Source organism: Spongiactinospora sp. 9N601 (assembly GCF_044326295.1).
Taxonomy (GTDB): domain Bacteria; phylum Actinomycetota; class Actinomycetes; order Streptosporangiales; family Streptosporangiaceae; genus Spongiactinospora; species Spongiactinospora gelatinilytica.
This window is the reverse complement of record NZ_JBIRBB010000006.1, coordinates 434,192-452,439: the sequence shown is the minus strand read 5'-3', so window position 1 is coordinate 452,439 and position 18,248 is coordinate 434,192. Positions and strand designations below refer to the sequence as shown.

Genomic DNA, 18,248 nt, shown 5'->3' with positions numbered 1-18,248 from the left:
GGGCAGGGCCATTTCGGGTGACGCGAACGGCGGGCGGGCGCGTCGTCCGCGCCCGCCCGCCGTGATGGTGTGCGGGTTACCTATTCGGCCTTGTAGGGGACGTAGTCACGGTTGGCGTAGCTGGGGGCCAGCGACAGGGCGCTGAAGCGGAAGGGCCGGTCCACCCGGTTGAACCCCAGCGGGCAGTGGCGGGTGCCGGCCGGAAGGTAGACCGAACCGCTCTGCGTGACGATGTGGCGCACGCCCTCGATGTCGAAGTAGATCTCGGCGCCCAGGTCGTGCGGGTTCTCCGGGTCGTTGCCCGTCCAGACCAGCAGTTCGTCGTAGTCGTGCACGTGCTCGTTCACCCAGCGGACGGGCTCGCTGCACTCCTTGATCCACGTGTAGGTCATGTGGATCTTGCTCTCCGGCACGTCCTGGGAGCGGATCAAGGCGAGCGCTTCGCCCACGTTGTCCGGTTCGGGGGTGCCCGAGCCCGCGCCCTCGTTCACGAGATCGTCGGCGCAGTTGGGCATCTTGCGGACGAAGAACCGCTCATAGGGACTCGACATGTCGATCTCCTTCGATCAGATGGCCTAGGAACACGCTAGGAAACGGACTGTTCACATTCGATGGACTCATTGCGCCAGAAGTGGGGCTTTTCGCGGCTCAGCTTCCGTAGTGGCACCAGACGCCCTTGACCTCGGTGTAGGCGTCGATCGCGTACGGCCCCATCTCCCGGCCCCAGCCGCTGGCCTTGAATCCTCCCCAGGGGGCGGCCATGTCCGGGATCGACGGCATGTTGATGAAGATCGCACCCGCGCGGATGCCCTCGGCCACCCGGTGGGCCACCGAGAGGTTCCTGGTCCAGACCGTCGCGGCCAGGCCGTACTCGGTCTGGTTGGCCCGGGCGATCACCGCGGCCAGTTCGTCCTCGTCATCGTAGGAGAGGACCGAGAGCACCGGGCCGAAGATCTCCTCGGTGGCGATCGTCATGCCGTCCTGCACGCCGGTGAAGACCGTCGGCTGGAAGTACCATCCCCGGTCGGCCGCGCGCTGCCCGCCGGTGACGAGTTCGGCGCCCTCGGCCGGCCCGGTGGCCACCAGCCGCTCCACCGAGCGCAAGTGCTCGGCGGAGACCAGCGGGCCGAGCTGGGTGGACTCGTCCAGGCCGGGGCCGATGCGCATCCCGCTCACCCCGTCGGCGAGCTTGCCCACGAACTCGTCGGTACGTTTGCGATCGACGTAGAAGCGGGTGTACGCGGCGCAGACCTGGCCGCTGTTGAGGATGCTGCCGGCGATGTTCCCGGCGACCGCGGCGTCGATGTCGGCGTCGGCGGCGATGATCGAGGGGGCCTTGCCACCGAGTTCGAGGGTGACCCGCTTGAGGTTGCCGGCGCTGGCCCGCACGATCGAGCGGCCGGTCTCGGTCGAGCCGGTGAACGACACCTTGTCCACCCCCGGGTGCTCGGCGAGCGCCGCCCCGGTGGAGCCGTCGCCGGTGACCAGGTTGATCACACCGGGCGGGAATCCGGCCCGTTCGGCGAGCTGGACCAGCCGGATCGTGGTGAGCGGGGTCTGCTCGGCCGGCTTGATGACCACGGTGTTGCCCGTGGCGAGCGCGGGGGCGAGCTTCCAGGCCAGGATCATGAGCGGGAAGTTCCATGGCGTGATCAGCGCGCAGACTCCGACCGGCTCGCGGCGGGTGTAGTGCAGCGTGTCCGGATAGGAGACCGGCGCGGTGGCGCCCTCGATCTTGGTGACCCAGCCGGCGTAGTACCGGAAGTGCTCGGCGGCGCCGGTGACGCTCACGGCGCGGGAGACGCCGACCGGCTGGCCCTGGTCCCGGGTCTCCAGCACTGCCAGTTCCTCGGCGTGCGCCTCGATGAGGCCGGCGAGGTCGAACAGCAGCCGGGCGCGCCCGGCCGGGGGCATCGACCGCCACTGCCGATCCTCGAAGGCCCGCCGCGCGGCGGCGACGGCGGCATCGACGTCGGCAGCGTCGGCGAACCCGACCTCCTCCAGCAATTCCTCTGTCGCGGGGTCATAGGTCGGGATGACGCCGCCCGATGCCGGCACCCATGTCCCGTCGATGTAGACGTTGGTCGCCACTGCCGCCTCTTCCTACTTGAGTGCGCTCTCTCGGCCCTCCCGCGTCGGCGGGAGCTTCCGCCAGCATGAGGGCTGGCGACCGTGGTCACCTTGACTATGCGCGTAAGGCGGTTGACCACGCGCGAAAAGCTGCCGCTGCGCCGCGAGCGAGGGTGCGGCGACCGGCGGCAACTCCCCGCGGGGACGGCGTTCAGCGCATCCGCGCTCGCCGCCACCGTCGATCGTCCTGGCGTCAACACCCGGGTCCGGGATACGGTCCGGCGTTCCACCGAAGGCGGGCCGACCGATTCCCCGGCAGGTGACCGGCCCTACCTCGCCGTTCTCGGACGCCGCCGATGGGTCCCTTTTTCGGACGCGATCGTATATGGTGACACGACCTGGCTTCGTGGCCTGCCCTTACAGCGCTGTGGAACCTTCTGGCAAGGAGGAGCAGGGTGACCTCAACCGCCGACGACCTCGCTGTCTCCGTCGCGTCGTCCTTCGAGGAGTGGCAGGACCTCGTCTCCCGATCGTTCGTCTCCCTCGGGGTGACCAGGGACGGTTCGCGGCGATTCCGCGGCGGCATGCGCCGCCGGGTGCTCACCGACGTGTCCCTGTGCGAGATCACCGCGTCGAGCCACACCGTCCGCCGTACCTCGACCATGATCGGCCGGGACACCGCCGCGTTCTTCAAGCTGAGCCTGCAACTGTCCGGCACGGGCCTGCTGATCCAGGACGGCCGGGAGGCGGTGCTCTCCCCCGGCGACTTCGCGATCTACGACACGAGCCGCCCGTACACCCTCACCCACGACGACGACTTCCGCTCGCTCATCGTGATGTTCCCGCGCACGCTGGTCGATCTGCCGGTCGATGCCGTGGGGCGGCTGACCGCCGTCCGGATGCCGGGCGACACCGGACTCGGCCGGGTGATCAGCCCGTTCCTGGTCCACCTGGCCCAAAACCTCGACCAGCTCTCCGGCGCGAGCGGGCTGCGCCTGGCGCACAATGCGCTGGACCTGGTTACGACGATGTTCGCCGACGAACTCGGCACCACCAACCCGAACCACACGCTCGTCGACCGGATCCGCGACTACATCGACGCCAACCTCGGCGACCCGGACCTCTGCCCGGCCAAGGTGGCGGCGGCCCACTTCATCTCGACCCGGCACCTGCACAACCTGTTCCGGGCCGAAAGGACGACGGTCGCCACCTGGATCCGGTCGCGGCGGCTGGAACGCTGCCGCCGCGACCTTCTCGATCCGCTGCACGGTCACCAGTCGGTCGCGGCGCTGGCGGCCCGCTGGGGTTTCCTGGACGCGGCGCACTTCAGCCGCATCTTCAAGGCGGCCTTCGGCTTCTCGCCGAGCGCCTACCGGCAGCGCCGCGCGGCCTGAAGCGCCGGTGGCGGTCAGTCCGCCACGGCGGCGTTGAACGGCGCGTTGTCCACGACCTGCTCGAACCGCACCACCTTGCCGTCCTCCAGCCACCAGAAATGCACCATCCGGGTCCGGAAGGCGCGGCCGGTGCCACGGTGTCTTCCCGAGTAGTGGCCCAGCGCGATCACCTGGTCCCCTGCGTCGAACAGGCTCTCGATCTCCACGGTGAACCCGTCGAACTGCGCACCGATCGGCGCGAAGACGCCGGCCACGATCGCATCAGGTCCAACATAGGTGCCCGCGTAGAGCGAACCCTCCGCTTCGGTCCAGCGGATGTCGCTCGCGAACGGGGCGAGCATGCCGTCGAGATCGCCTCGCGCGGAGGCGGCGTAGTGGCCGGCGACGATATCGGTGTTCTTCACGGTGTCACTCCGATCAGGCTGGCTGGACGCCGCCCGGCATGACCACCGGCGCGGCGGCCCCAACGTATCGGCCCGCCCCGCCGTCCTCCATGTCTGTCTCTGCACGTCTGTTGACGTTCCGCGAAGGAGACTCTCATCGTGAAGCGCGTGGCACCAACTGGCCGTGCCGGTCGGTGCGCCACTCGACCAGCAGCACGGTGGCGTCGTCCTGGAGGTGGCCCTCCTGGTAGTTCAGGATGGTCTGGATCAGGCGGCGCAGGGTCTCCGGCGCCGACAGCCCCGCGGCCTCGTGCCGGATGATGTAGTCGATGAACCGGTCGATGCCGAACTGCTCCCCCGCCGGGCTCTGTGCCTCGATCACGCCGTCGGTGTAGACCAGCAGCCGGTCGCCGGATATCCCGTAGTCGTAGGCGTCGCTGCCCACCTCGTACGCGGGTTCCAGGGCGGCGGCCACGACCACGTACTCGTTGGCGAACGTGCCCGCGGGCAGCAGGTTCCACAGCACCTCGGCCGACAGGCCCATCGGCCGCATCCGCACCAGGTCGGCGTAGGTGTCGCTGGTGTCCCGCTTGCTCACGACCAGGATGGCGACCAGCGACGCGACCCAGAAGGCCCGCCGCAGGTCGGCCACGTCGGCGACGGGCACGGTGAGGCCGACCACGCCGACGCGCTCGGTGCCGTCGAGCATGGGCACCCACAGCCGCCGGCCGCCCGCCATGCCTTCGGGCAGCCCGCGCGGCGGGTCGACCTCGACGATGTCCGCGTCCCGGAAGGCGCGCCCCGGCGGCGTGGTGTCGACGCGGACCGGCACCAGGTCCATGTCCCGTGAGTCGACCTGCCCGGGGATCGGCACGAGGTACTGCTGCTGGAGGTCGGCGACGTAGATCGCCGGATCGAACAGCGCGGCGGTCACGCCGTACACGGTGAGGAGCCGCGGCAGGTCCTCCAGCGTCGCCAGATGGCTCGCGGTGAGCAGGTCGCCCATCGCGGGCCCGGCACGTTCCGGCATCACATCCCCCGAAGGTCGCTCACACTGAGCCGTGGCCATGGTCGGTCTTCGTTATGCCCCCACATGGACCACGAAAGCGCGCCTTTTACCCCCGCTGGACCAGGGCCGCGGCGAGGGGCGTCAGGAAAGGCGGTCGCTGAACAAGTAGTTGCGCCTGTGTCCGGTGACCTCGTTCGTCTTCTGCCAGCGCCCGCGCCACCGGATGTACATCCGGTAGCCCATCCCCAGGAGCGGCTCGGCCACATCGGCCGCGGTCATCCCGTACTTGGCCAGATGACGCTCTTCGATCTCCAGCAGGAGGCCGGGCCGATGACGCTCGATGGTGCGAATCCCGCCCGTCAGAACGGCGGACTCGAACCCCTCCACATCCACCTTCATGAAATTCACGAATGGCAGCCTGCGGGTCTCGCAGATGTGATCGATGCTGTAAACGGGAACTTCCAGGATTTTGCCATCGCCGGGATTCTTCAGTCCCGTTTCCAGGTGGGCCCAGCCATGGTTGGGCAGCCCGAACCGGTACGGCAGGCGGAGCCGCTGCCGCCCGTTGGAAGGGCCGAGGGCGGCATTGGTGGTGATCACATGACCGGCCGCGGCGGCCCGCCGCGCGGATTCCAGAATCTGGTACGGGAAACGCAGCGGCTCGAAGCTGTGCACCTGACCGGCGGGCCCCACGAGACGGGCCAGCGAAAAGGTGTACATACCGTAGGCGGCGCCGATGTCCAGGCATATGTCACCGGGCCTCACCAACTGCGCCAGCCCGCGTAATTCCGATTCCCGGGAAAGGGTGTGGGCGACCATTGCCGCCATCGACAATCTGAGCATGCCGAGGACGATAGGAACGGGATGGGTGCTCGCGAATCCCGCTCAGGAGCGTGATCGCCTGCCTCGCCGTGCCTCCGTGGAGCGATGTCCGGCCACCACCAGGCCGCTCTCGTAGGCCAGTACCACCGCCTGGGCACGGTCGCGCAGGTGCAGTTTGCCGAAGATCCGGCCCACGTGGGACTTGACGGTCTCCTCGGCGATCGTCAGGTCGCGCGCGATGTCGGCGTTGGAGCGGCCACCGGCGATCAGCCGGAGTACGTCGAGTTCGCGTGGGGTGAGCGCGTTCAGCCGCAGCGCCTCGCGTTCGTCGATCGGCTGCCTGCTCGCGAACGTCTCGATCAGCCGCCGGGTCACGGAGGGGGCCAGCAGTGCCTCGCCCGCGGCCACGACACGCACCGCGTTGATCAGGTCGGCCGGTGGTGAGTCCTTCAGCAGGAAGCCGCTGGCCCCGGCGCGCAGGGCCGTGTACACGTAGTCGTCGATGTCGAACGTCGTCAAGATCACCACACTGGTGTCCGGGGCGCCGGCCAGCACGCGGCGGGTGGCCTCAAGCCCGTCGAGGTACGGCATGCGGACGTCCATGAGGACCACGTCGGGCCGCGTCCGTTCGGCGATGGTCACGGCCTCGATGCCGTTGGCGGCCTCCCCCACGACCACGAGATCGGGCTGCGCCGACAGCAGGGCCGCGAATCCGGCCCGGACCATCGCCTGATCGTCGGCGACCAGCACGGTGGTCATCTCTCCCCCTGGGGTAGTACCGCACGCACCGCGTAGCGCCCGTCGGACAGCTCTCCGGCGAACAGTTCGCCGGAGAGCGTGGCCACCCGCTCGCGCATGCCCACCAGCCCGTACCCGGGCCCGGCCCCGGACGCCGGGGCTGGGGCCGGCTCGTTGACCACTTCGAGCACGAGGTCGCCTCCGTCCAGCCTGGCCGTGACCACCGTCGGCGCTCCGCCGGCGTGCTTGACCACATTGCTGAGGGCCTCCTGAACGATCCGGTAGGCCGTGTGCGAGAGGGCGGCGCCCAGCTCCGCCGATCGCTCCGGCAGCTCCAGCCGGACGGGTGTACCGGCCCGGCGCGCGGACTCCACCAGCTCCTCCAGCGCGCCCAGCCCCGCTCGCGGCGAGGCCGCGGGGTCGTCCCGGTCACCCCTCAGGACGCCGAGGAGTTGCCGCAGCTCGGCCAGCGAGGCGCTCGCAGCCGCGTTGATCTCGCGAAACTCCCGCAGCACCTCCGCCGGGGCCGCCTCCTTGACCCGGTGGGGAAACGTGGCCGCCTGCACCGCGATGATGGACATGTGGTGGGCCACCACATCGTGCAGCTCGCGGGCGATTCGCGCGCGCTCCTCCAGTATTCGCCGCTTACCATGCTCTTCGGCGATGCGCAGGGTGCTCAGCCGCCGCGACCGGAACCCGTACCCGATCAGCGTCGCCGCCAGCGGGGACAGCGCCCAGTTCGCCATCCCCTGCGCCACATACGGCCCCTCGGTCCCCGTCCAGAGCGCGGACAGCAGCCCCGCCCCCAGCGTGATCAGGAACGCCGTCGCCGTGACCCGCCGCGCGGATGTCACCGCCACGGTGAAGAGCACCAGCGACTGCACCACCATTTCCGGCAGATACCAGGGCCGCCAGTAATCGATGCCGAATATCGTCATCAAGGCGAGCAGCGCCAGTGTGATCCACCATGCGGTCATCGGCCGGTACCAGCTCACCGCGACCGGCACCGCGTACAACGCGCCGATCGACCATCCGGCAACGCCCATCTCGGTGGCGTAGGCGAACATCCATCCGAAGAACGGGCCGGCCACGCCCGCGGCGATGAAGTACATACGTCGAGGCAGCAGCGGCTTGTCCGGGTCGGCCGGGGAAGCGGGCATCCGAGCGTGATGAGCACTGCGAATGACACTCAGCATTTCTGCAACTCTAGCCCGGCCGGGCGATTCATGGCCGCCGCGGCCGGTGAACCGCCGGCCGCCACCTGCCGCGGTGCGCCGGCCTTACTTGGCCGCGTACTTGCGGGCGTCGCCGAGCAGGCCGTTCTGGTGGCTCCACGGGCCGAGATGCTCGTAGATCATTTTGTCGAAGCCCGGCGCGGTCGCCTCCTCGGTCCAGGAACATTGCAGCTCCGCCCCGATGGCCAGCCACCCGACCGGGATCACCCCGGCCTGGACCAGCCGCAGCACGGCGGTGTCGTGACTTTCCCTGCTGGTGGCGGCCGAGGCGTCCACCACCAGGTACACCTCGTGACCGCGGTCGAGGGCGGTCAGGGCGGTCTGTGCCACGCAGACGTCGGTCTGCAGGCCCGCCATGATCAGCCGCCGCCGTCCGGTCGCCTCGATCGCCGCGCTGAAGTGGTCGTCGTAGAACGCGTCGTACCCCTGGGAACGGGAGATGACGGGATGGTCGCCCAGGATCACGGCGAGCTCCGGATACAAGGGGCCGGACGGCGCGCCGTAGTACCCGTTCGTGACGACCAGCGGCATCTCGAAGATCTTCGCGATCTTCGCCAGGGCGACCGTGCCGTTGATGTGCTCTTCGGGAGTGTGCGACCGGATCAGGTTGGAGAAGCCGATCGCGTGGTCGATCAGGACGATCGCGCTGTTGTCCCGAGACAGCGGTTTGCGTGCCATTATCTTCCTCTTCCATTCCGAAACCGCACATGCGGGCGGTCTCACCGCCCGGCCGATCGATGAGACCCTTACACAAGCTCGTCCACGCAGGCGTGTATTTGACCAGTGTGATGGAGATCGGGAGTGCTTCCGCCGACCATGCCGGACCCCGCACCGGTCGGCAGGCGGCCGTCCGGGCGGAACGCCGCCGATCCTCCTTAACCGCGCGTCCGCGCGTTGAGCCGTGCGGCCTGGCGGGTCAGGTGGTCGCGCTCGGGAAGGCTGGACGCCGAGCGGGCGGCCTCGGCATAGAGCCGTGCCGCGGTCGCCAGGTCACCGTCGCGCTCGTGGAGGTAGGCCGCGACGGCGGTGTGGCGGGGCAGGGCGGGGTCGAGCCCGGCCAGGGCGGCGAGGCCGGCCCGGGGGCCGTCGGCCTCGCCGACCGCCACGGCCCGGTTGAGGCGGGCCACCGGGCTGCCGGTGAGGCGTACCAGTTCGTCGTACCACTCGACGATCTGCACCCAGTCGGTCTCCCCGGCGGTCCGGGCGTCGGCGTGCAGCGCGGCGACGGCGGCCTGGGCCTGGTACTCGCCCAGGCGGTCGCGGGCCAGGGCCGCCTGGAGTATGTCGACGCCCTCGGCGATCAGGCGGGTGTCCCACAGGCCGCGGTCCTGCTCGGCGAGCGGCACGAGGCGGCCGGCCGGGCCGGTCCGCGCCGGGCGTCGTGCGTGGTGCAGCAGCATGAGCGCGAGCAGGCCCGCGACCTCCTCGTGATCGATCTCGGCCGCGAGCCGGCGGGTGAGCCGGATCGCCTCGCCGGCGAGGTCGACATCGCCGGAGTAGCCCTCGTTGAAGACCAGGTAGAGCACGCGCAACACCGTGGCGACGTCACCGGGCCGGTCGAACCGGACGCCCTCGACGGTCCGCTTGGCCCGGCTGATCCGCTGGGCCATGGTCGCCTCGGGCACGAGGTAGGCCCGCGCGATCTGGCGGGTGGTCAGGCCGCCGACCGCCCGCAGCGTGAGCGCCACGGCCGACGCCGGGGTCAGGGACGGGTGCGCGCACAGGAAGTACATCTGGAGCGTGTCGTCCGCCGCCTCGCCCGGGCCGGGCGCGGGCTCGGCCTCGACGAGCACCTCGCGACGCCGCCGGGAGACCTCGCTGCGGGTGGCGTCGAGGAACTTACGCCAGGCGACGGTGACCAGCCAGCCCTTGGGGTCGCGCGGCGGGTCGCCCGGCCAGACGCGCAGCGCCTCGACCAGGGCGTCCTGGACGGCGTCCTCGGCCGCCGCGAAGTCTGCTCCGCGGCGGACGAGGATCCCGATCACCGTGGGGGTAAGGCTCCTCAGCAGGGCCTCGTCCACGTGCGTCACTCCGTGATGGTCGGGGGCTCGGTCAGGAACGGGCGCAGCTCCAGCCACTCGTGGATCGGCTTCCCGCCCGCTCCCGGGGCCGCGGACAACTCACCGGCCAGTTCCAGCGCCCGCTCGTAGCCATCGACGTCGATCACCATCCAGCCGGCGATCAGGTCCTTGGTCTCGGCGAACGGGCCGTCGGTGACCGGCGGCCGGCCTTCGCCGTCGTAGCGGACGAACGTGCCCTCCGGGGAGAGCGCCTGACCGTCGACGAACTCGCCGCTGCGCTCCAGCCGGTCGGCGAAGTCCCGCATGTACTGGATGTGGGCGGCGACCTCCTCCGGCGTCCACTGCTCCATGGGGACGTCGTTGACCGCCGCGGGTGCGCCCCGGTAGTGCTTGAGCAGCAGGTACTTGGCCATCATGTACTCCTCAGTGCGTTACGGCCCATTGTGGCCGTGTTCGCTGCTGGGACGTAGCCGGGCCCGGGTTCTCGACATCGACCCGGAAGATTTTTCGGCTGATTTTTTCCGGTTTTTTCCGGCGCGTGGTCAGGGCGTCCCGGCCGGGATGATCGGCGAGCGATGATGCCGTGGTGAGACAGGGCATTCCCAGACCGCCACCCCGTCGGCCACTCCTGTGGAGAGCGGATGGGTGTGCCCAGGGCATGGGGGGAACGGCCGTCCCCAATGGACCTCGCAGGCGTGGTCTTGCAGGTCCGAGGCGAGCCGGGCCACCGTCTCGGGCCAGGGCCGGTCAGGGTCGCAGTAGGCGCTGACCACTTCGCGGGGGTACGGACCCGCCGTCACCTTCACCGGTGAAGGCGATCCCGGTGTCCAGTCGATATCCAAGATCTTCCACGGCGCCGGGAGGCCCAGGCCGTCCAGAATGGCCTCGGCCGCCAGGCGCACGGACTCGGGAGATGCGGTCGTCATACGGTCTCCTGCTTCTCAGGGGGCGGGGCGTGTCCTGGATCGCATCCTGCCGCGCCGGGACGATCAGCGCGCCACCAGGAGTGATGCGCGGCACCACCGGGGACACAGGGAGCACGGTTACCCCCGGGGCACCACCGTGTGGTTAACTCAAGAAGGCCGATGTGGTCTGTGTCCCCCGGGCCGCAAATTACCGCCTTCACGGAATACCGTTCGGCTGGAGCCGTGTTGTGCCTCTCGCCGAGGAGGCGACCGCCACATCGGCCTTCTAGGCGGAAAGGGCCCCGCGAGCACCGCTCGCGGGGCCCTTCGCCTGTCCGGGGCGGGTCTGTGGTGGCGGACATGAGCCGCCTGGCGGGCGGCGTGGTCCGCCGTCCGCGTAGGGTTGACGGCGTCCGCCGCGCCGCACGAGGAGAATACGTGCTCTACCAGGTGACCAAGATCGTTAGCGCTCCCTTCCTGCATCTGCTCTGGCGCCCCGAGGTCAGCGGGGTGGCGCACGTACCCCTTCGGGGACCGGCGATCCTGGCCTCCAACCACCTGTCCGTGCTCGACTCGACGTTCCTGCCGCTGATGCTGCCGCGGAAGGTCACCTTCCTCGCCAAGTCCGAGTACTTCACCGGCAACCCGATCACCGCCGCCTACATGCGGGCCACCGGGCAGATCAGCGTGGACCGGGAGAGCGCGGCCGACGCCCAGGGCGTCCTGGAGGCGGCCGTGCGGGTGCTGGAGGCGGGCGACCTGTTCGGCATCTACCCCGAGGGCACCCGCTCCCCCGACGGCCGCCTGTACCGCGGGAAGATCGGCGTGGCCTGGCTCGCCCTCAAGACCGGCATCCCGGTCATTCCGGTGGCGATGACGGGCACCGAGAAGGTGCTGCCGCCCGGCACGACGGTGCCCAAGCTCAGCAAGATCGGTATCAGCCTCGGTCCGCCGATGTCGTTCACCGGCGACCATCGGCACGCCCGCACCCGGCGCGAGGTGACCGACGAGGTGATGGCCGCCATCCAGAAGCTGTCCGGGCAGGAGTACGTGCCGTCCTACGCCACCAGCCACAAGACCCGGCTGTCGGACGTGTCCTGAGCGGCCGGGCGCGCCGGCCTCGGCTTGACCTTGACGCGACGTCAACGTCTTAACTGACAGCATGCGGATCGGAGAACTCGCCGCACTGCTCGGGGTGTCCACCCGGACGGTGCGCCATTACCACCATCAGGGCGTCCTGCCCGAACCACCCCGCCGGGCCAACGGCTACCGGGAGTACGGCCTGCGCGACGCGGTCGCGCTGGCCCGCGTCCGCCGCCTCGTGGAGCTGGGCCTGAGCCTGCCCGAGGCGCGTGACGTCATCGCCGACGACCAGGCCAGGGACCTGCCGGAGATCCTGCGGGAGATCGACGCCGACCTGGCCGGGCAGGAGCGCGACATCAGGGAGCGCCGCGCCCGGCTGGCCGTACTGCTGCGGCAGGCGGAGGATGGGCTGGCGCCGGACGGCACCACTTCCCCCGAACTGCTCGCGCTGCTGCGCGAGATCAAGGCCCCGGCGTCGAAGTCGGCGGACTGGGACCGCGACCTGCTGGTACTGGTGGACGCCATGGCCAAGCCGGGCGACCAGGAGGGCGTCGGCGCGATGTTCACCGCCCTGGCCGCCGACCCGCGGCTGGGGGCGCACGGTCATGAGTTCTACCGGCGCCTGGACGAGCTGGCCGAGGCCGGGCCGGACGACCCCAGGGTCGCCCCGCTGGCGGGTGCGCTGGCACGGTACATCGGCGAGCACATGCCGATGGAGGACGCGCGGGCGGCCGGCGAGTGGGACACGGGTGCGGTCGAGCCGTTCCTCGACGACCTCTCCCCCGCGCAGGCGGAGGTCGTGCGCCGCACCGTCGCGCTGCTCGCCACCGGACCGGCCGGTGACACCGAACGACCCGACCCAGGGGACGACACCGGACGACCCGGGCAGGCGCACGACCCCGAACAACCCGGCCCGACCCAAGACACCGAACGACCCGACCCAGGGGACGACACCGAACGACCCGGGCAGGCGCACGACCCCGAACAACCCGGCCCGACCCAAGACACCGAACGACCCGGGGCGGCGGGGGACGCCGGGCGGTCCGGGGCGGCGGGCTGCCCGGTACTGCCGTTCGGGCGGCCGGACCCGCTGCTGCCGCCGCCGGACTACGCGCGGCTGCGCGCGGACGCCCCGGTCACCCGTGTGCTCGCCCCGGACGGCCGCGCGGCCTGGCTGGTCACCTCCTACGACGCCGTGGGGACGGTCCTGGCCGATGACCGTTTCGGGCTCGCGCCGCCCGGCGTGGCCGATACCGGCGGCGACACGCTCTTCCAGGACGGCCCGGCGCACCTGCGGCTGCGCCGCCTGGTGTCCAAGGCGTTCAGCCCTCGCGCGCTGGCCGGGCTGCGGCCCCGGGCCGAGGAGGTGGCCACCGAGCGGGTCGCGGCGCTGGCCGCGGCCGGGCCGCCCGCCGACCTGGCCGCGGACCTGGCCGCCCCGCTGTCCATCACGATGATCGGCGAGGTGCTGGGGATCGCGATCGGCGAGCGCGACCGCTTCCAGGGGCTGGCCGACGCCGCCGCCTCGGTGGACTTCCTGTTCGCCGGCGAGGACGACGACGCACAGCAGGCGATGGCCGCCGCGGCCCGCGCCTGGGAGGCACTCGGCGGGTACGCCGCCGAGCTGATCGCCGCCAAGCGCGAACGGCCGGGCGATGACCTGCTCAGCTCCTTGATCGCGGTACGCGACGGCGATGACGGGCGCCTGTCCGACAGCGAGCTCATCGCCATGGTCACCACTCTGGTCGGGGCCGGGTACATGTCGGCGCGCAATGCCATCACCACGGGCGTCCTGCGGCTGCTGTGCGACGGGGATCGTCCGCTCACCGCCGTGGCCGCCGCCGGGCGGGTGGACGACACGGTCGAGGAACTGCTGCGCCTGCAGTCCGGGCGGACCGGCGAGCCCTTCCCCCGGTACGCCCACGCCGATGTGGACCTGGCCGGCGTCACGATCGGCGCGGGCGATCTCGTCCTGGTACGGCTGGAGGCGGCCAACCGCGACCCGGCGCGCTTCGCCGCACCCGACCGGTTCGAGCCCGGCCGCGGGTCGTCACTGGCGTTCGGGCACGGCCCGCACTACTGCCTGGGCGCGCCGCTGGCCCGCGTGGAGTTCGCCGCCGCGCTGACCGCGCTGGCCGAGGGCCTGCCGGGACTGCGGCTCGCCGTACCGCCGGAGCGGATCGAGTGGGCCGGCAACGCCACCGACACCGGCCCCGCGCGACTGCCCGTCATCTGGTGAATGGCCCGCTCTGTTCGTGAGGAGACCAGTTAGTACGCCTGCTGACTATCTCCTCACGAACTAGAATCGGCGTCATGAGCGAACAGGCGGCCGACGGGCCCACGGACGCGATCGACCTGATTCTCCACTAATGGGCGCGGGAGCGTCCGGACCTGGACCTTTCGCCCATGGCACTGCTCGGCCGCCTGGGGATGCTCACCCGGGCGATGGAACGCGAGCTGGACGAGGTCTTCGGCCGGCACGGCCTCGGACGCGCTGATCCCCTCGGAGCTGTCGGCGGCGCTGATGATGTCACGGGCGGGCATGACCGGCCGGCTGGACCACCTGGAGCGCGCCGGGCTGGTCGAACGCAGCCTCGACCCGGGCGACCGGCGCAGCTTTCGCTTGACGCTGACCTCGACGGGCCTCGGCCACATCGACACCGTGCTCACCGAGCGCGCCGCCGCGCTCCGGCGCCTGGTCAGCGGCCTCTCCCCGGAGGACTCCGCCACACTGACCCGGATCCTGCGGACCATGCTGGCGGCCATCGCCTGACAGCCGCGAGCGGATGCGGCATTTGTTGGGGTTTCTGACACCTTTAGCGACGGAATCGGCGGGCCACGCGGGCCGCCGGAGTCTACACTTTGATCATCCGCGCCAGGGGCCGGCTCGGGTCGTCGGCCTGGCCTCTGGTCACGATCAACGCGTTCAGGCCATCCGGGCCTTCTCGGTATCGCGTCCCGGATCGCCGGGATCGCCGATCTCCTGGGGAGTGCGCCGTGCCGCGTCGCCGTACGATCGTGATCGTCTCCGCTACTGCCGTGCTACTCGCGGGCGCCGTCGCCGGTGGCGGCTACTACCTGCTGCGTACGCAGGGCACACCGGCCGAGACCGCGCAGCGGTTCGCCCAGGCGTGGCAGCGCGGCGACCTGACCGCGATGCGCGCCGAACTCGCCACGCCGGTGCCGGGGTTCAGCCTGGCCTATGACCACCTGGAGAAGTCGCTGGGCGTCCGGTCCACCGCGGTCCGGGTGACCGGGGTGAGCGAGGGCGAGGACGCGGCCACGGCCAGGTACTCCGCCGCGCACACCCTCCAGGCGGGCGGGCGGTGGGCCTACGACGGATCACTGCGGCTGGTGGTCAAGGACCGCCGCTGGAAGGTCCAGTGGACGCACGCGGCCGTGCATCCCGACCTCACGCCCACCACGCGGCCGGCGCTGCGCGCACGCTGGCCGGCCAGGGGCGCGCTGACCGCCGCCGACGGCGAGCGCATCGACGACGGCGACGACGGCGGGTCCATCCGGCAGCTCACCGGCGAACTGGCTCCGGCGGGCGCCAAGGATCTGGCCGGGCTCGGCGAGAGCTACAAGGTCGGCGACCCGATCGGCAGGGGCGGCCTGCAGGCCACGTTCCAGCGGCGGCTGGCCGGGGTACCGGCCACCGAGATCGCGCTGGTGGACGCCGGAGGCCAGGCGGTCAAGACGCTCGGCGTACTCCCCGGCAAGGACGGCGAGTCGGTGCGCACCACACTGGACCTGAAGGTGCAGCGGGCGGCCGTCACCGCAATCCGGGAGGTGGAGAAGCCCGCCGCGATCGTGGCCGTGCGCACGACGACCGGCGAGATCCTCGCGGTGGTCAACAACGGCTCGTTCAACCGCGCGCTGGACGGTGCCTACGCGCCCGGCTCCACCTTCAAGGTGGTCACCGCGATCGGCCTGCTCGCGGCCGGGATCACCCCGGACGAACAGGTCACCTGCCCCAAGAACGTGACGATCGGGGGCCGGGAGTGGCGTAACTCCGAGCACGCCGACTTCGGCGCGCTGTCCTTCTCGGACGCCTTCGCCTACTCCTGCAACACGACCTTCGCGCCGCTCGCGGTCGAGCGCCTGGGGGCGAGCAAGCTGCTGGAGGTGGCCGCGTCGGTGGGGTTCAACCAGCCGCTGAACATCGGGGTTCCAGCGTCGCGGGCGAGCATCCCGCAGCCGGGAGACCAGGCCGAACTGGCCGCGGAGTCGTTCGGCCAAGGCAAGATCATCGCCAGCCCGCTGGTGATGGCCTCGGTGGCCGCGGCCGTGGCCGACGGCACCTGGCGCCCGCCCACCCTGGTCGCCGACATGGAGCGCAAAACCGCCCCGAAACCACTGCCCCAGGGGGTCGCCGGGCCGCTGCGGCAGATGATGCGCGCGGTGGTCACCAAGGGCACGGCCAAGGACGCGGGCCTGCCTGAGGGGACGTACGGCAAGACCGGGACCGCTGAGGTCGGCAACGCACCGGACACGAACGCGTGGTTCATCGGCTTCCGCGGCGATGTGGCCGTGGCGGTGGTCGTCGAGGGCGGCGGCGGAGGCGGCAAGGCCGCGGCCCCGGTCGCCGCCCGCTTCCTCCGCGGCCTCCCCTGACACCGGCCCGCAGAGCGAGCAGACCCCTTTCCCGGCAGCGCGATGCGGCCTTGGCGGCACATGCCTCAGCTCGGCGGCCGGTTGGGCGCACGTCTCCGCGATGCCTTGGCGGCAGGCGGTCAGTACCCCTTTTAGGGGCCTGCCCCGATCGCAGGGTCGCTCGGCGTCCTGTCAGGCACATCTCCCGGTGATGCCCTTGATCGTTGACCGCCAGTACCCCTTTGGGAGGCCCGTCTCAGCGCGCGGCCGATCGCAGGTCGCCAAGCGGCCCTTTGCGGTGCACAACTCAGCGTGGCGCCCCTCAGGGTGTGCGTCCTGAGTTATGGGACCACCGCGCTCTGGGCGGGAGTTTCAGCGGGCGGAGAGGGACTTCTTCGGTAGCGCGGCGGGGAGGGCGGGCAGCGTGGCCGCCGTACGGCCGGCCTTCGCGCCGAAGCCGAGGGCGCTGGCGGCCTCGTTGCGCAGCACCATGATCAGCAGCGTGGCGATGAGCGTCGCGATCAGGACCCAGCTCACCGCGATGATGACCGTCGAGTGCCGCGGCCTGCGCGATCGGCCCTGCTCCCCGCGCCTGCGACCGCCACCCTCCTTGCGGCGCACGCGCTCGTTGAACGACTCCAGACGGGCGGCCAGCCGCGGATCATCGTCGACGAGGTGACGCTCGATCTGGGCCAGCATCCGCTCCTCGTCCTGCGACCAGGCCATGCCGCACCTCCCGCATCGCAAGGCATGTGCCGATTTCTTGCCCATCATGAAGATCATTAGCCATTTCAAGAGCAGGTAATTAACGTGTCTTCGCATTTGCGATCTTGCTCGAACTGCTGTTCTAATCAGCGGGTATGCGCTGGGACAATCTGCGACTGACCGACGTCGGCGAGCCCGACTCGGCCACGCCGCTCTTCGCTCGCAAAGCCGTCACGCGGACCTTCGACACCCCCGGGTTCCGCGGCGTCACCTTCTATGAGATCCACGCCCGCACCATCATCAACCGCGTTCCCGGCGCCTCCCACGTCCCCTTCCAGTGGACGATCAACCCCTATCGCGGATGCACCCACGCGTGCAGCTACTGCTTCGCCCGCAACACCCACACCTACCTGGACCTCGACGCGGGCCGCGACTTCGATTCCAAGATCGTGGTGAAGGTCAACGCACCCGAGCTGGTCCGCAGGGAGCTGGCCGCGCCGCGCTGGCGGGGCGAGCACATCGCGATGGGCACCAACGTCGACTGCTACCAGCGCGCCGAAGGTCGTTATGGGCTGATGCGCGGCATCCTTGCCGCGCTGCGCGACGCCGCCAATCCCTTCTCGATCCTCACCAAGGGGTCGCTGATCCTGCGCGACCTCGATCTCCTGACCGAGGCCGCCGAGGTCACCGACGTGGGCACGGCCGTGTCGGCCGGGTTCGTCGGCGATGACGGCGACGAGGACGGGGCGGCGGCGCTGTGGCGTTCGGTCGAGCCCGGTACGCCGAGTCCCGGCAAACGGCTGGAGGTCTGCGCGACGCTGACCGAACACGGCCTGCCGTGCTCGGTGCTGATGGCGCCGATCCTGCCGTACCTCACCGACTCCCCCAAGGCGCTGGACCGTGCGGTGCGCCGGATCGCCGCGGCGGGGGCGACCGGCATCACGCCGATCGTGCTGCACCTGCGTCCCGGCGCGCGCGAGTGGTTCATGTCCTGGCTGGGCCGCGAGCACCCGCGCCTGGTGCCGCGCTACCTGGAGTTGTACGGCAGCGGCGCCTACGCCCCCAAGTCCTACCAGCGGCGCATCACCGATCAGGTGCGCGAGCTGGCCGAGCGCCACGGCGTCGGCCGTTCCGGCCCGGCCGCGGCGCGCAAGATCCGCACGCGGCCCCAGGCTCCGGCTGTCGAGGCGGGCGAGCAACTCTCCCTTATGTAGCGCTATGTGGTGAATCCCTCACAGAAGGGTAGTAATCGCGGTGATATCCCATGTGGGGATGTCGCAGGACAAG

General features: G+C 70.7%; 19 protein-coding genes. 6 read left to right on the top strand and 13 right to left on the bottom strand.

Annotated features, from left to right (window positions below; all coding sequences use genetic code 11):
- Positions 1-80 precede the first annotated feature (80 nt).
- Complete coding sequence (locus ACH34R_RS17100) at positions 81-551, bottom strand: hypothetical protein (protein ID WP_111165372.1); 471 nt, start codon at positions 549-551, stop codon at positions 81-83.
- A 97-nt stretch (positions 552-648) separates the two neighbouring features.
- A complete protein-coding gene (locus ACH34R_RS17095; RefSeq protein WP_397562401.1) occupies positions 649-2,091 on the bottom strand; it encodes an aldehyde dehydrogenase family protein in 1,443 nt (480 codons plus the stop codon).
- Between the two features lie 434 nt (positions 2,092-2,525).
- Between ACH34R_RS17095 and ACH34R_RS17090 the strand changes: the two genes are divergently transcribed.
- Positions 2,526-3,464, top strand: coding sequence for a helix-turn-helix domain-containing protein (locus ACH34R_RS17090; protein ID WP_397562400.1), 939 nt, complete (start codon positions 2,526-2,528; stop codon positions 3,462-3,464).
- Between the two features lie 14 nt (positions 3,465-3,478).
- Here ACH34R_RS17090 and ACH34R_RS17085 read toward each other — a convergent pair whose 3' ends face one another.
- From ACH34R_RS17085 to ACH34R_RS17045, 9 genes are all read right to left on the bottom strand, one after another.
- Positions 3,479-3,868 carry a nuclear transport factor 2 family protein gene (locus tag ACH34R_RS17085; protein ID WP_397562399.1) on the bottom strand — a complete coding sequence of 130 codons (390 nt, stop codon included), beginning with the start codon at positions 3,866-3,868 and terminating at the stop codon, positions 3,479-3,481.
- A 133-nt stretch (positions 3,869-4,001) separates the two neighbouring features.
- Entirely contained in the window at positions 4,002-4,877 is an 876-nt protein-coding gene (locus ACH34R_RS17080; protein WP_397562398.1) for a SpoIIE family protein phosphatase, read from the bottom strand.
- 120 nt (positions 4,878-4,997) lie between these two features.
- Positions 4,998-5,699, bottom strand: a complete 702-nt coding sequence (locus ACH34R_RS17075; RefSeq protein ID WP_397562397.1) for an FkbM family methyltransferase — start codon at positions 5,697-5,699, stop codon at positions 4,998-5,000.
- A gap of 42 nt (positions 5,700-5,741) precedes the next feature.
- Positions 5,742-6,437 (bottom strand): response regulator transcription factor, encoded by a 696-nt coding sequence (locus tag ACH34R_RS17070; protein WP_111165378.1) that lies wholly within the window; start codon positions 6,435-6,437, stop codon positions 5,742-5,744.
- Positions 6,434-7,576 carry a sensor histidine kinase gene (locus ACH34R_RS17065; RefSeq protein ID WP_397562396.1) on the bottom strand — a complete coding sequence of 381 codons (1,143 nt, stop codon included), beginning with the start codon at positions 7,574-7,576 and terminating at the stop codon, positions 6,434-6,436. The genes ACH34R_RS17070 and ACH34R_RS17065 overlap by 4 nt, the downstream gene beginning before the upstream one ends.
- Before the next feature lie 120 nt (positions 7,577-7,696).
- A complete protein-coding gene (locus tag ACH34R_RS17060; RefSeq protein WP_397562395.1) occupies positions 7,697-8,329 on the bottom strand; it encodes an isochorismatase family protein in 633 nt (210 codons plus the stop codon).
- Positions 8,330-8,526: 197 nt separating this feature from the next.
- Positions 8,527-9,672 (bottom strand): RNA polymerase sigma factor, encoded by a 1,146-nt coding sequence (locus ACH34R_RS17055; RefSeq protein ID WP_397562462.1) that lies wholly within the window; start codon positions 9,670-9,672, stop codon positions 8,527-8,529.
- A 5-nt stretch (positions 9,673-9,677) separates the two neighbouring features.
- Entirely contained in the window at positions 9,678-10,085 is a 408-nt protein-coding gene (locus tag ACH34R_RS17050) for a YciI family protein (protein ID WP_397562461.1), read from the bottom strand.
- Positions 10,086-10,214: 129 nt separating this feature from the next.
- Positions 10,215-10,598, bottom strand: coding sequence for a hypothetical protein (locus tag ACH34R_RS17045; protein ID WP_397562394.1), 384 nt, complete (start codon positions 10,596-10,598; stop codon positions 10,215-10,217).
- A 417-nt stretch (positions 10,599-11,015) separates the two neighbouring features.
- Here ACH34R_RS17045 and ACH34R_RS17040 point away from each other — a divergent pair, with 417 nt between their 5' ends.
- Positions 11,016-11,678 (top strand): lysophospholipid acyltransferase family protein, encoded by a 663-nt coding sequence (locus ACH34R_RS17040; RefSeq protein ID WP_397562393.1) that lies wholly within the window; start codon positions 11,016-11,018, stop codon positions 11,676-11,678.
- 61 nt (positions 11,679-11,739) lie between these two features.
- Positions 11,740-13,899, top strand: coding sequence for a cytochrome P450 (locus ACH34R_RS17035; protein ID WP_397562392.1), 2,160 nt, complete (start codon positions 11,740-11,742; stop codon positions 13,897-13,899).
- 53 nt (positions 13,900-13,952) lie between these two features.
- On the opposite strand, the gene ACH34R_RS17030 is transcribed toward ACH34R_RS17035, so the two are convergent.
- Positions 13,953-14,204, bottom strand: coding sequence for a hypothetical protein (locus tag ACH34R_RS17030; protein WP_397562391.1), 252 nt, complete (start codon positions 14,202-14,204; stop codon positions 13,953-13,955).
- Here ACH34R_RS17030 and ACH34R_RS17025 point away from each other — a divergent pair.
- Both ACH34R_RS17025 and ACH34R_RS17020 read left to right on the top strand, forming a co-directional pair.
- The gene (locus ACH34R_RS17025) at positions 14,203-14,433 is read left to right on the top strand and encodes a MarR family winged helix-turn-helix transcriptional regulator (protein ID WP_397562390.1); all 231 of its coding nucleotides are present in this window, start codon (positions 14,203-14,205) and stop codon (positions 14,431-14,433) included. The two genes, ACH34R_RS17030 and ACH34R_RS17025, sit on opposite strands and share 2 nt — an antisense overlap.
- Positions 14,434-14,657: 224 nt before the next feature.
- Positions 14,658-16,277 carry a penicillin-binding transpeptidase domain-containing protein gene (locus tag ACH34R_RS17020; protein WP_397562389.1) on the top strand — a complete coding sequence of 540 codons (1,620 nt, stop codon included), beginning with the start codon at positions 14,658-14,660 and terminating at the stop codon, positions 16,275-16,277.
- A 351-nt stretch (positions 16,278-16,628) separates the two neighbouring features.
- Here ACH34R_RS17020 and ACH34R_RS17015 read toward each other — a convergent pair whose 3' ends face one another.
- A complete protein-coding gene (locus ACH34R_RS17015; RefSeq protein ID WP_397562388.1) occupies positions 16,629-16,982 on the bottom strand; it encodes a DUF3040 domain-containing protein in 354 nt (117 codons plus the stop codon).
- A gap of 134 nt (positions 16,983-17,116) precedes the next feature.
- Here ACH34R_RS17015 and ACH34R_RS17010 point away from each other — a divergent pair, with 134 nt between their 5' ends.
- The gene (locus tag ACH34R_RS17010; RefSeq protein WP_397562387.1) at positions 17,117-18,175 is read left to right on the top strand and encodes an Rv2578c family radical SAM protein; all 1,059 of its coding nucleotides are present in this window, start codon (positions 17,117-17,119) and stop codon (positions 18,173-18,175) included.
- Positions 18,176-18,248: the final 73 nt, after the last annotated feature.